Origin of the sequence: Methylomicrobium agile (genome assembly GCF_000733855.1) — a bacterium.
Taxonomy (GTDB): Bacteria; Pseudomonadota; Gammaproteobacteria; order Methylococcales; family Methylomonadaceae; genus Methylomicrobium; species Methylomicrobium agile.
Map to the genome: position 1 here is coordinate 93554 of NZ_JPOJ01000001.1, position 13029 is coordinate 106582.

15 protein-coding genes are annotated in these 13029 nt (G+C 58.4%); 14 read left to right on the plus strand and 1 reads right to left on the minus strand.

Translation table 11 applies throughout. The features are described 5' to 3' along the window. The first annotated feature begins 175 nt into the window (after window positions 1–175). The 13 genes from CC94_RS0100410 to CC94_RS0100465 all read left to right on the plus strand — a co-directional run bounded on the left by CC94_RS0100410 (window position 176) and on the right by CC94_RS0100465 (window position 11609). Window positions 176–424, plus strand: coding sequence for a hypothetical protein (locus CC94_RS0100410; protein ID WP_005373042.1), 249 nt, complete (start codon window positions 176–178; stop codon window positions 422–424). 48 nt (window positions 425–472) lie between these two features. Continuing rightward, the gene (locus CC94_RS0100415; protein WP_245619682.1) at window positions 473–1876 is read left to right on the plus strand and encodes an efflux transporter outer membrane subunit; all 1404 of its coding nucleotides are present in this window, start codon (window positions 473–475) and stop codon (window positions 1874–1876) included. A gap of 227 nt (window positions 1877–2103) precedes the next feature. Continuing rightward, window positions 2104–2451 carry a hypothetical protein gene (locus tag CC94_RS0100420; RefSeq protein WP_005373044.1) on the plus strand — a complete coding sequence of 116 codons (348 nt, stop codon included), beginning with the start codon at window positions 2104–2106 and terminating at the stop codon, window positions 2449–2451. Window positions 2452–2750: 299 nt separating this feature from the next. After that, entirely contained in the window at window positions 2751–3551 is an 801-nt protein-coding gene (locus CC94_RS0100425; RefSeq protein WP_005373045.1) for an energy transducer TonB, read from the plus strand. A gap of 14 nt (window positions 3552–3565) precedes the next feature. Continuing rightward, window positions 3566–4228 carry a MotA/TolQ/ExbB proton channel family protein gene (locus CC94_RS0100430; RefSeq protein ID WP_031429459.1) on the plus strand — a complete coding sequence of 221 codons (663 nt, stop codon included), beginning with the start codon at window positions 3566–3568 and terminating at the stop codon, window positions 4226–4228. Between the two features lie 6 nt (window positions 4229–4234). Next, window positions 4235–4648 carry an ExbD/TolR family protein gene (locus CC94_RS0100435; protein ID WP_005373048.1) on the plus strand — a complete coding sequence of 138 codons (414 nt, stop codon included), beginning with the start codon at window positions 4235–4237 and terminating at the stop codon, window positions 4646–4648. A gap of 309 nt (window positions 4649–4957) precedes the next feature. Continuing rightward, on the plus strand, window positions 4958–5161 hold the full coding sequence (locus CC94_RS23480) for a hypothetical protein (protein ID WP_157203338.1): 204 nt from the start codon (window positions 4958–4960) through the stop codon (window positions 5159–5161). Between the two features lie 169 nt (window positions 5162–5330). Next, window positions 5331–5786, plus strand: a complete 456-nt coding sequence (locus tag CC94_RS0100445; RefSeq protein WP_005373049.1) for a FecR family protein — start codon at window positions 5331–5333, stop codon at window positions 5784–5786. A 5-nt stretch (window positions 5787–5791) separates the two neighbouring features. Next, window positions 5792–6394 carry an OmpA family protein gene (locus CC94_RS0100450; RefSeq protein WP_005373051.1) on the plus strand — a complete coding sequence of 201 codons (603 nt, stop codon included), beginning with the start codon at window positions 5792–5794 and terminating at the stop codon, window positions 6392–6394. A 30-nt stretch (window positions 6395–6424) separates the two neighbouring features. Beyond that, window positions 6425–7735, plus strand: coding sequence for a GAF domain-containing protein (locus tag CC94_RS24450; protein WP_051040384.1), 1311 nt, complete (start codon window positions 6425–6427; stop codon window positions 7733–7735). A 45-nt stretch (window positions 7736–7780) separates the two neighbouring features. Then, window positions 7781–8689, plus strand: coding sequence for an HD-GYP domain-containing protein (locus CC94_RS24455; protein WP_051040385.1), 909 nt, complete (start codon window positions 7781–7783; stop codon window positions 8687–8689). Between the two features lie 13 nt (window positions 8690–8702). Then, window positions 8703–9434: an HD domain-containing protein gene (locus CC94_RS0100460; protein ID WP_005373052.1), complete on the plus strand. Its 732-nt coding sequence runs from the start codon at window positions 8703–8705 to the stop codon at window positions 9432–9434. Between the two features lie 33 nt (window positions 9435–9467). Beyond that, complete coding sequence (locus CC94_RS0100465) at window positions 9468–11609, plus strand: CHASE2 domain-containing protein (protein ID WP_005373055.1); 2142 nt, start codon at window positions 9468–9470, stop codon at window positions 11607–11609. A 44-nt stretch (window positions 11610–11653) separates the two neighbouring features. Here CC94_RS0100465 and CC94_RS0100470 read toward each other — a convergent pair whose 3' ends face one another. Beyond that, the gene (locus CC94_RS0100470; protein WP_005373057.1) at window positions 11654–12139 is read right to left on the minus strand and encodes a GNAT family N-acetyltransferase; all 486 of its coding nucleotides are present in this window, start codon (window positions 12137–12139) and stop codon (window positions 11654–11656) included. Between the two features lie 360 nt (window positions 12140–12499). On the opposite strand from CC94_RS0100470, the gene CC94_RS0100475 reads away from it, so the two are divergent. Beyond that, entirely contained in the window at window positions 12500–12964 is a 465-nt protein-coding gene (locus CC94_RS0100475) for a GyrI-like domain-containing protein (RefSeq protein WP_005373058.1), read from the plus strand. The last annotated feature ends 65 nt before the right edge of the window (window positions 12965–13029 follow it).

Consider the following 13029-nt stretch of genomic DNA (forward strand, 5'->3'; position numbering starts at 1 on the left):
TTAGGCCACTACAGAACCGTCAGGCCCGATTTTTTTGTCCTGAAGGTGGGGTTTTTTCACTGCTCAAACGTCTTACTAAGGATAATGAGTTCTCGTGTCGCCGTGCCGACGCAGCTTAGGCTTTAGGAAAAAAGACTTTTCAGGTCACAGCACTTTGTATTTTCAGGTATTTTTTATGAAGACGAAAAGGAGTACAGCCGCAAAAAATTCGCCTCCGCCCGATTCGCCGTTTCCGTCGGCCCGCTATTTTCAGATTCATTTTCAATATCTGCAGGAAATCATCGGCGATTTACGCGTTCAAGTGGAAAAAGCCAATCGGCAAATTGCCGAATTACAGGTCCAGTTACACCTTCAACAATCCGCCTACGAGCCCTCGCAAAACGATTACGGTAAAGAAACGGAAAATTATTTCGAGCGCCGGTAATTGAAGACCGGCAATGAAACAAAGCCAATCCTCCTGTTAATTTTTACCATGATTCTCGAAAAGGAAGTCGCTCGGCGCGAACGCCGTTTACATCGTTTGAAATCCGCCCTTGCCGCGCTCTGCGGCTTGCTGCTGCCGGGCTGCATGACGCCGCCCGAACGCGAACGGCTGGCTTCGCTGCCTCCGCTGCCGGCCCAATGGTCTGCCGAACGGCAGCGGCAGGGCGCCGCTTCGAACCATTGGCTGGAGACATTTGCGGATCCCCGGCTCACGCAAGCGGTGAACGCCGCACTCGCCGGCAACTTCGATCTGCGCGCGGCCGCGGCGCGCATCGAGGCTGCGCGTGCGCAAATGCGCATCGACGGTGCCGGACGCTGGCCGCAACTGGCCTTCCAGACAGGCTACGGGCGTGACGATCCCGGCAGGGGCGTGCCCGAAACCGGCGCGTTCGAGGCGTTTTTCGATCTGTCGTGGGAACTGGACGTCTGGGGCCGCATTCGCGCCGCGCAGCTTGCTTCGGGGCAGGAAGCCGAAGCCGCAGTCTCCGATTGGCAAGCCGCACGCCTGTCGCTGGCCGCGCGCACCGCGCAGAACTTTATCGAACTGACCGAAGCCCACGCGCAAGTCCGTGTCGCCGAACAATCGATGCGCGACCGCCGCACTTTGGTCGAATTGTTACGCGGGCGCTTCCGGCGCGGCCTGACCCACGCCCTGGACCTGCGCCTGGCCCTGACCGATCTGGCGAACGCCGAAGCCCAGCTTGCCGAACAACGCACCCGCGTGCAGAACCTGACCCGCGCGTTGCAAGTCTTATTGGGCCGCTATCCGGACGGACACTTCGCCGTTGGCGAAGCGCTGCCTGCGCTGCCGAAAGCGGTGCCGGCCGGCATGCCTTCGGCTCTCGTCGAACGGCGGCCGGACCTCAATGCCGCCTTTGAACGCCTTTGCGCGGTCGATAAACGCCTGGAAAGCGCCCGCAAGGCTTTACTGCCTCGCTTTGCGCTGACCGCAAGCGGCGGCGCCGGCAGCGCCGCGTTGAGTGAATTGATCGATCCGCGCGCGGCGGCCTGGCATTTGGCGCTCGGCCTCGTGCAGCCGATTTTCACCGGCGGGCGGCTGCGCGGCGAAATTCAGTTGCAGCAAGCGCGCGTCGAGGAATTGCTGAACGGCTACCGGAGCGCCGCATTGAACGCGTTTCGCGAAGTCGAACAGACCCTGGCCGCCGAAGACCGCTTGCGCGAACAGGAACAAGCCCTGGAGGAAGCGGTCCGGCAAACCGACGCCAGCCGCAAGCTCGCCATCTATTCCTATCAGCACGGCCTGATCGAAATTCTGACGCTGCTGGACAGCTACCGCAGCACATTGAATGCGCAAAGCGCGCACCTGACCGCGCGCCGGCAATTGCTGAACAACCGGATCGACCTGTATCTGGCGCTGGGCGGCGGATTTTAAACCGTAATGCTTTATGTTGCACGAACTGCCGGCGCGATCCGATCCGTTCCCGGGCGCAGGCGATCAAAAATCTGCCCTCGGTAGGTTGGGCTGACGTCAGGAAGCCTAACAGCGTGGCCAAAGATCATCGTTGGGCTTCGCTTCGCTCAGCCCAACCTACGATCCTACGATTTCTTAAAAAATGGTGCGCATAACGTACCTGCAAAACTTGAAAACAGGAAAAAACTATGACAAAAAACACCTTTCGCTTTCTGACCCTTGCCCTGGCGGCACCTTTGTACGTCAACGCCGGCACCCTCGCGAACGGCAAATGGTCGCTCGCCGACTGCGGCAACAAGCCCGAAGTGCCGGCGATAAATCAAACCAACGTCGAAGCCTTCAACCAAAGCGTCGCTAAAATCAACGCCTGGCAACAGCAGGCCAAGGTGTATTACGAATGCCTGGTCAAGGAAGCGAACGCGGACAACTCGGTCATCGCCGATACCGCCAACGCGGCGCAAGCCGAATACCGCTCCACGGTCGAAAGCATCGGCCAGCAAGCCGAAGCCGCCAAAAAGAAACTCGAAAAAAAATAAGGATTTCGCCATAAACCACTTCCTTGAAAAAAGGAGGGATCCAAAGCAAGTTTTGAACGCCAGGGCTTGGGTTTTTCTGTGGCACCCAAAAGTCCGAAGCTTGCTTTGGGCAATAAACAAAAGTCATTCTGGCCCCATCCTGAGACCGAAAACCATCGGGCTTCCTTCTCGAATCGGAGGCTGATGTGGCAAATACCGCATTTTTTGCACGCAGAGGTGGGGAATTTTGCGCTCTGAAACGTCTTATTTCGGACAAGCCAAACTCAAAAACAACTTCACACGCTACGGAAAAAATTCTCATGCAACTCTTCAATAGCCGGGATGGCGGACCGTCAACACCGGATTTCGTGTATCCGGGCGGGACGAGTTCCCATCCGTTGTCTTCCTGGCAAGCGCTGCTCGATCGCCTGCGCCGCGAAAAACGTCCCGGCTATCTGTTCGGCGAAATCGTGCTGGCGGTTTTTCTGCTGCACGTGTTGGCGCTGCATTGGCTGTTCGCGCCGGCCGAACCGATCGCCCAGGCCAAACCGTTGATGATGGAAGTCTCGCTGGTCGCCGCGCCGAAACAGGAGCCCCATGCCGCTCCGCCCGCGCCGCCGAAACCGCCGGAGCCGCCTAAACCGAAGCCGAAGAAAAAAACCGTTGCAAAGAAAAAGCCGGTCATGAAGAAACCGTTGCCGAAAGATGCGGTGGCTTTATCCAAGCAGGCGGAAGCCGAAGCCGAGGCAGCCGAAACCCCGCCAGCGCCGCCAGCGCCGCCGGCTCCGCCTGCTCCGCCTGCGCCGACAAAATCCACCGCACCGCCCGCGGAAACCTTTACCGACGCGAATTTCCGCGCCAACTACGGCTTCAACCCGAAACCGGAATATCCGCGCCTGGCCCGCAGCCGCGGCTGGGAAGGCCAAGTCTTGCTGAAGGTGCAGGTATCCGCCGAAGGCCTCAGCGACAGTGTCGACGTTTACCGCAGCAGCGGCCATGACATCCTCGACGAATCGGCGGCCACCGCAGTCAAAAAGTGGAAATTCGTTCCGGCGATGCGCGGCAGCACGCCGGTCGCCAGCTCAGTAATCGTGCCGATCATTTTTACGTTAAACAATTGATAGCAGGAGATTCAATGCCCAATCATATCGCCCCGACCGTCATCGTCGACGGCACCCTTTACACTTTGTTGGCGTTTTCGATCGCCACCTGGTCGCTGATCGTATTCAAAATCTGGCAGTTCGCCCGCCACGGCTATCAGAACCGGCGCTTCACCGACGCGTTCTGGGAAGCATCCGACGTCGAAAGCGCGAAAGCGCTGCCGATCATGACAGCCCGCGGACCGCAGGCACGCATCGCCCAGCGCGGGTTCGGCTGGCTCAACGAAATGCAGGCGACTTCCGGCCGGATGCTCAAATTCCACGGCTCGCCGGAAGAACTGCTCGGCCAGGCCCTGCGCATCCAAACCCAGAAAGAACAACACGCGCTCGAAAGCGGCCTGACGCTGCTCGCCAGCATCGGCAGCACGGCGCCGTTCGTCGGCCTGTTCGGCACCGTACTCGGCATCATGCACGCCTTGCACGAAATCAGCCAAAGCGGCTCGGCGAGCCTGGACGTAGTGGCGGGGCCGATCGGCGACGCGTTGATCGCCACCGCGATCGGCATTGCGGTCGCAGTGCCGGCGGTACTGGCCTATAACTTTTTCGGACGGCGCGCCAAACAGCATCGGCAAGCGCTGGACAATTTCGCCGGCAGCTTTCTGCATCTGGTGTTCAACACCGAAGCCAAACAAGGATAATTCGTCATGGCCTTCAATACGCAATCTTCCGAAGAACAGGACGCGATCAGCGAAATCAACGTCACGCCGCTGGTCGACGTGATGCTGGTGCTGGTGATTATCTTGCTGGTCACCGCCCCCTTGCTGACCCAATCGGTCAAAGTCAATCTGCCGAAAACGGCCGAAACGACGCCGGACGTGAAGGACCAGCCGCTGCAACTCGGCATCGACGCGCTGGGACTGGTCACGCTGAACAAGAAGCCGCTCGCCGACCTCGCCACGCTCGAAGCCGAACTGACCGCCGAACTTCAGCACAACCCGGAGACGGCCGTCCATCTCTACGCCGACCAGGGCGTGATCTACTCGAAAGTCGCGGAAGTGATGGCCGCCGCTCAGCATGCCGGCATTACCAAGTTGGCATTCGTGACGGTAGAACAATAAGGCGGGCTTTCTTCCGCTAAAACGCAACGGGATCGTGGCCGAAACATTACTGATTCAAATGCCCAATCCCGTTTCCACCGATAGGATCGATTCCGGCTCCGGATATTCGAAACAGCCCGCTTGCACATTTCGAAAGGTCAATCTGCAAAAAAGGGCTCGGCCCATGCGGAGCTAAAGCACCACCCGGCCGGATCGGTAAAGCCATCGGCCCTCGTGGCCGGTCAACCTATGGAATCATCGAGGACGTTTTCACTTTAGATCCGTATTCTTTGCGTCAATTTTAATAAACTCGGCGGCCGCATCCTGCAGGTGACCGCCCCAATCATCGACCCCAGCGGCGAACGCCTGGGCAGTGGGGCCGGATGGCTGGATCTGGCCAATGAGCTGGCGCGGCGCGATAAAGAACGGCGGCTCGCCGTCGAAAAAGCACGCCTCCGCGTCGCCCTGGATAACGCAGGTACGGGATTTTCACCCGGAGATAGGACTCATCCGGGACGTTACCTTGAAAGATAGATGCAGTTCACTGATTTGAATCGTCATGTTGATTATGATTAAATTATCACTTGAGTTGCATTTCGGTTGAATCTGCATTTTCGGCCGGGTCGAATGACGCCGGTAGATAGCGTCGAATCCAACCTGCTTTCGAGTTGCGTCACTCTCAAAAATACTTCAGGAAATGAGCATGCCATTACCCTCTTGCCGGGTTTTAGTCCTTATCCTGTTACTGTCGTCGTGCGCATTCAGAAGCTGGAGCGCAGATTCGGACGCCATCGGCTACGTCAAAATCGCGCATGGCAAGGCTTTCGTATCGACCCGGCAAATCGCCGTCGACGCGCAACCCGGAACCCCCATTTACCAAGGCAGCACGCTAACGACCGGAAGCGACGGCAGCCTGGGCATTACCTTGAAAGACAATACGGTCATGTCGTTCGGGCCCGACACCGAAGTCAGCATCGACGACTATCTCTACAAACCGGCGCAGGATCGTTTAAAGCTCGCCGCCCGCATTGCCAAAGGCACTTTGCATTACCTCTCCGGCATCATCGCCAAACTCAAACCGGAAGCGGTATCGATCAACACGCCAACCGGTATTATCGGCGTTAGAGGCACGCGCTTTGCCGTCAAAGTCGAGGACTGAAACAGATGACCACGTACTCAGCGCCCCCGCTCCGTTCGACGCTCCCTCTCGTGCTCAGCCTCTTTCTGGCGGCTTGTTCGCAATCGTACGTCGTACTGCTCGCCGAAGACGACGGCCGCGTCGGCCAAGTTTCGGTAACCACGCCCGCCGGCACGACCTTGCTCGACAAAGCCTCGGAAGGCATCGAAATCAGCGGTCAGCCCGGTAAAACATTCGTCGCCGATCCGCAGCGGATCGAGCGCGATTTCGGCGCCGCCCTGGCTTCGGCGCCCCAAAAACCCGTATCGTTCAATCTGTATTTCAACCAAGGCGGAACCGAACTCACTGCCGCCTCTGCGGCGGAAATTCCGAAATTTTTTACCGAAATCAAGCAACGTCCGGCCCCCGACATTTCGGTCATCGGACATACCGACACCGTAGGCAGCGCCCAAGACAACGAGCGGTTGAGCCTGGGCAGAGCCAAAGCGACCGCCGAGCTGTTGAAAAAAAATCTGCCGCAGGTCATCAACATCACCATCGATTCGCACGGCGAAAAAAACTTATTGGTCCCCACCCCCGACAACACCGCCGAACCGCGCAATCGGCGCGTAGAAATCACGGCCAGATAATTCGACACGCCTTGTTCTATGCCGTCATCGATGCACTCGAACCTTCAACCCAATCGCACCCCCTCTTCCAAACGCCCTGCGGTCCTGCATTGCGCCGAGGCCGGCCGCGCGCTTCGCCTGCAGCAAACACCCTCCATCGCCGCGCTCGCTCTCGACTTCACCGTGCTCGGCCAGCCCGAGCAAATCTTCACGGCCTTATTGGACAAACATTACGACCTGGTCTTGATCGAGGCCGACGGCATGCCGAATGCCGCCGTAGACCTGATCGTCTCGATCAGAGAGCACTTTCCGGCCAGCACCTTGCCGATATTGATCGGACACGGCCCGGCCGCGCGTGCGCAACGCAATGCCGCACTCGCCGCGGGCGCGACCGATTGGTTCTGCACCGCAAGCGACGATGAAGACATCGCGCAGAGAATCCAACACTGCCTGCGCCTGGGCCACATACTGCACACCAACAACCATCTGCAAAATCTTTTGGAAGCGGAAATCCGGAAACGCACTTCGAAACTGGACATGCTGATCGAAAGCGGTTTGATGATGGCGATGGAAAAGAACCGCTCCGAATTATTGCGGCACATTCTGGTCGAAGGCCAACGCTTGCTGAACTGCGACGGCGGCACGATGTATTTGATGACCGAAACCAAAACTTTACGTTTTGCCGAAAGAACCCGCGCCGATTACCTGCCGTTAACCGAAATCGCGCTCTATGACGCCGCGACCGGCCGCCCGAACGACACCTATGCGTCCACTTATGCCGCCCTGTACAATAAAACGGTCGTCATCGACGACGTCTATCGCGAGCGACGCTTCGATTGCAGCGGCACGCGCGATTTCGATGCGCGCAGCGGTTACCACACGACTTCTTTACTGACCGTACCGATGGCGCCGCGCGGCGGCAAAGTGATCGGCATCCTGCAATTTTTCAACGTCAAATCGGCCGCAACCGGCGAATTCGTACCTTTTGCGGCCGATACGGTCGAACTGGTCGAAGCATTGGCAGCGCAAGCCGCCGTCGCACTGGATAATTTGCAGTTGGTAAAAAGCCAGAAAGACGCCACCGAAAACATCATTCGCATCATTGCCAACGCCTTGGACAGCAAAAGCCCGCATACCGGCCATCATTGCGTGCGCGTCCCGAAACTGGCGTTCATGCTCGCCGAAGCCGCCTGTCTCGAAACGGAAGGCCCCCTGGCCGAATTCAATTTTGCTTCCGACGACGAATGGTTCGAGTTCCGGGTCGGCGCATGGCTGCACGATTGCGGCAAGATCACCACGCCGGAATATGTGATCGAAAAAGCCACCAAATTGGACATGCTCTATAACACTAGCAAACTCTAGGAGTTATCATGAACGCTAAGGATCGAAAAAGCCACCAAATTGGACATGCTCTATAACCGCATCCACGAAATCCGCTTACGTTTCGAAGTGTTGCTGCGCGATGCCGAAATCGCAAGCCTGAAGGCATGCCTTCAGGGTGAAGACCCTGAAAGCGCGCAAACTCGCTTCGCGCGACAAAAGGCCGAATTGCTCGACGATTTCGCCTTTCTCGCCGACTGCAACGTCGGCAAAGAAACGATGGACGATGCCCACATCGAACGGATTAACCGGATTGCACAAAAAACATGGCTACGCCATTTCGACGATTGCCTGGGCCTGTCGCGCGAAGAACAACTGCGCCGGCAAGACGAAGCCGCGCTCTCGTTGCCGGTCGAGGAGCGTTTGCTGAGCGACAAACCCCATCATGTCATCCCGAGGCCCTTCCCGAAACAGGACGAAAGCCGGTTCGGCATCAAAATGGACGTCCCCGAACACTTGTATAATTTCGGCGAAATCTATAACCTGAGTATTCGAAAAGGCACCTTGACCCCCGAAGATCGTTACAAAATCAACGAACACAGTATCGAAACGATCAAAATGCTCGGACAAATGCCGTTTCCGGACACGTTGAAACGCGTTCCGGAATATGCGACCACTCATCACGAAACCCTGGACGGATGCGGTTATCCTCGTAAACTCACCGCCGCCGAGCTGTCGATTCCGGCCCGCATCATGGCCATCGCCGACATTTTCGAGGCGCTAACTTCGGCCGACCGTCCCTATAAAAAGCCCTACAAACTGTCTGAAGCCGTGCATATTCTGTACAACATGAAGCAGAAACGGCAGATCGACTCCGACTTGTTCGAATTATTTTTACGCTCCGGCACGTACCGTAAATTTGCCGAACAATTTCTGGCGCCCGAACAAATCGATGAAATCGACATCCCGGTTTTTTTGCGTCCGGCGACCGACTGAGTAAGGAAAATTTTTGGACACCGCGCACGCCCCTTTCCGCATCGACTCCAGCCAAAGCACCGATGCGGCCGCGGTCGAAATCGTGCATTTTTTCCGGTCGATCGACCCTTTGCCGAATAAAGTCGGCTTGGTTCTCCGGACGCTCGTCGACTGTCTCGCCCTCGCGCCCAACAATGTCCACAGGCAAGTCGGTTTGCGCCTCGCCGAAGCCATCGACCGCGACGGCCCGCGCTTCGATCTGCCCTACCATAACAGGCAGCATGTTTGCGAGGTCATGTGGTGCTGCCGTTACCTCGGCCTGGCGCTCGACCTCGCCCCGCAGACCACGATCGAAATCATCCTGGCCGCCCTGTTCCATGACTACCGGCACGACGGCAACAACCGCAGCCCTATTCCCTTCCGGCTCGAACGCCATTCGATTAACCTGGCGCGACCGTATTTACTGGCCGCCGGCCTTGACCCAATGCAATGCCGCCACCATCGTCGGCAAGAACCGCATCCCGAAGCCCCTGCCTATGCGCCGGAACTGGCCGAATTGGACAACATCGACAACGCCACGCCGGCATTGACCCTTTGCCTGGCCGACGTGTTGCCTTCGCTTGGCCTCACGATCGAGCATGCCTTGTATTTACAGGAGAAACTCGCGCAAGAATGGGCAAACCGTTGGGTATCGAAGACAAAGTGCGCTTCATCGAACATACGCAACCCCTTTTTATGCTCCGCGACCGCTTCATCCCCAACGTGATACGTCTCAAAAGCCATTTATCGAGCAGCCGCCATGGCGGGAACGCCCATTAACACGCGCGCCGGCGTTTGGGCGACGCTGCTGACCGTCTCATGCGCAGCGGCTTTGCAAGCGGCCGACCCCGTCCCTGCGCAAATCGTGCGCAACGCCACGTTCGACCAGTTTCAACGCCTCAAACCGCGCGACTACCAAATCTCGCCGGTCAAAATCATCGATATCGACGATGCCAGCCTGACCAGGCTCGGCCAATGGCCTTGGCCGCGCACGCGCATCGCCGAATTGATCGGCCTGTTGAAAGCGGCCAAACCGCAAGCGATCGCCTTCGACATCCTGTTCGCGGAAGCGGACCGTACTTCCCCGCAAGCGATGCTGAAGTTCTGGCCGGTTTCCGAGAGCCTTCGCCAAACCCTCGCGCACTTGCCCGACCATGACCGGGTATTGGCCGATGCCCTCAAAGGCAGCGGCGTCGTGCTCGGCTTTACCGCGGCCGGCCCCAACCCTGCCGACGCGCATCCGCTGCCGATCCGGGCCCGCTTCATCGAACTGGGCAACCCGCTCGCAACCGAACGTTTGTCGTACATCGACGGCATCCTGGCGCCCCTGCCGCCGCTCGCCGCGGCAGCCGCCGGCAACGGCGCCTTGAACTTCACCCCCGACGCCGACGGAGTCATCCGCAAAATTCCGCTGCTCTTGAATAATCGCGGCCAAATCGTACCGACCCTCGTCGCCGAAACGCTGCGCATTGCGCAACGAACGCAAAACATCACGCTCGTTGCCGAAAGCGAAAACAGCGGCGGCATCGGCGCCATCCGGATCGGCAAGCTCGTCCTGCCGACCACGGCGCGGGGAGAAATCTGGCTGCATTACACGCCGCCGGAACCAATGCGCTATCTTCCGGCCTGGAAAGTTTTGACCGGCCGCGCGCCGCCTGCCGACTTGCAAAACGCGATCCTGTTGGTCGGCACGTCCGCGCAAGGCCTGATGGATTTGCGCTTCAGCCCGCTCGGCCATATCCTGCCCGGCATCGACATCCATGCGCAAGCGCTCGAACAAATGTTGAGCGGCCACTATTTGCTGCGGCCGTCCTGGTCCGGCGCATTGGAACTGGTGATCGCAATCGCCTGCAGCCTGGGCATCGGCCTGTTCACCTTGAATACCGGCCCATTGCGCGCGTTCGGCCTGTTTTTGCTCGCCCTCGCCGCGCTGTGGACCGGCGCCTGGCAGGCTTATGCCGCTCACCGCCTGCTGATCGACCCGATGCTGCCCAGCGCGGTTATACTGTGGACATTCATGACCGCCGGCATTTGCCGGCATCTTTACAGCGAGCGCCGGCAGCGCTGGATCAAAGCGGCCTTCGCGCGCTACATTTCACCGAACCGGGTCGAACATCTGCTCGCGCATCCGGAAGCACTCGAACTCGGCGGCCGCCGCCGGACATGCAGCTTCGTGTTCAGCGACCTGGCCGATTTTACGGGCTTGATGGAAAGCATGGACCCCGAAGCGGCGGTAAGTGCGTTGAACCGCTATCTGGACGAGATGATCGCGATCGCGTTTGCTCACCACGGCACCCTGGACCGTATCGTGGGCGACGCGGTCGCGATCATGTTTTCCGCGCCCATAGAGCAACCGGACCACCAACGCCGCGCCCTGCACTGCGCGCTCGCGATGCAGCGCTTCGCCGAACATTACCGGAAAGCGCTCAACGCCCAAAACATAGCGTTCGGCCAAACCCGCTTCGGCGTGCATACGGGCGAAGTGATCGTCGGCAATTTCGGCGGCAGCACGATCTTCGATTACCGCGCGCTCGGCGACCCCGTCAACACCGCCTCCCGGCTCGAAGGCGCCAACAAATACCTGGGCACGACGATCTGCGTATCGGAAGCCACCTGGTCCGGCTGCCGCGACATTCCCGCCCGCCCGATCGGATGCTTGCGCGTGAAAGGAAAATCCATCCCGTTACAGGTTTACGAGCCGTTAACGGACGGACGGCCCCCTCGCGCGCCGCGGCAAGACTACGAAGCCGCTTATCGCCTGTTGAGCTCGGAATGCCCGGATGCGCTTACCGCCTTTCAACGCCTGAGCGCCGCCTATCCGGACGATGCGCTGGTCGCCTTCCATCTGCGGCGTCTACAGGCGAACCGAAGCGGCGATTTGATCGAGTTGAACGAAAAATGACATGGCTTTACTCTGTTAATGATAAAGCCAAGAGGCGCGCGATTTTACCGTTCTATCGCGCGTCCTTCTTGAGCGTCTTGCCGGGGGGCGATGCGAAAACTAAAGCCATGACGCTCGAAATCCAGTGACTCGTAGAAAGCATGCGCGCGATTGCGTTTTAGATTTGACGACAGCACCGCCTTGTAACAACCCTTTTCGGCGGCAAGCCGGATTGCATGGCGCATCATGTTCTTCCCGATGCCTTGCCCCTGAAAAGAAGGGTGGACCGCAACATCTTCGATGATTGCCGATGGAGCGCCGAGGTGTCCCAGGTTGTCCATCATGAGCAGCGCGAATGTGCCCACGATGCGGGTATCTTGGACTGCGACATAAATTTTGTAATCGGGATAGCGCGCCATGCGCTCGAAGATGCGTTCCGCTTCAAATGGGGTAAGCACTTTTCCATCGTCAAGGTCAGGCTGAGCATAGAGCTGCAGCACCTCGGGTAAATCCGGCTTCGAGGCTTCGCGAAAACGGAGTGCGCTATTCATTTTTTGTCTCCTGTAACGTCAGCGGAGGAGCGTTAGCGGAACCCGCTGGAGTGTCGGGTTAGGCCAATACCTTCTGACATTTGCCATAAACGAACTTATTTTCTGATTATATAAATGTCATCCGGCGGAACCACTATCGTGTTCCGCCTTACGGGCTATGTTCCAGTGTATAGCCAACAATTGATGTTGCCTACTGTGCACAGCCGCGTAGGGTACGCGGTGCGTACTCTACGACACTGATCGCGAAACCCGCGAACAAAGGAGTTCCATAAAGGCCGGTCAAAAGCGACGATCGGCTTGACGCGCTGATGGCAAGCTTATAAAACATTCCATATAACCTGACTTCTCGGAGACTTTACCATGATCGACACTCCCCAAATCGTACAAACGGACGAACAGCCCGCCGCAGTGATTCATCTGGTCGTCTCCTGCGCGGAAATCGTCGAGGCGATGGATTCCGCCATCGCCGAAGTGCTGTCCACGCTCGCCGCTCAGGGCCTCTCTCCCGCCGGCCCCTGTTTTTCGTTCCACAGGAGAAGACCGACCGATACGTTCGACTTCGAGGTAGGCTTTCCGGTCGACCGCCCCCTAAATCCGGCCGGCCGCGTCAGGATGGGCAAACTGCCGGCCGCCAAGGTCGCCCGCACGGTGTACCGCGGCGGTTATGAAGGGCTGGGCACCGCCTGGGGCCAGTTCTGCGCGTGGATAGACGCCGAGGGGCTGAACCCGCAGGATTGTTTATGGGAACGTTATGTTTCAGGCCCGGAATCGAATCCCGATCCCGCCACCTGGCGGACCGAGCTTAATCGTCCGCTTGTGCCGTAACATCCTTGCCGTGCAACCTGTGTAGGAGCGGCTTCAGCCGCGATAAGACTTTGATCGCGGCTGAA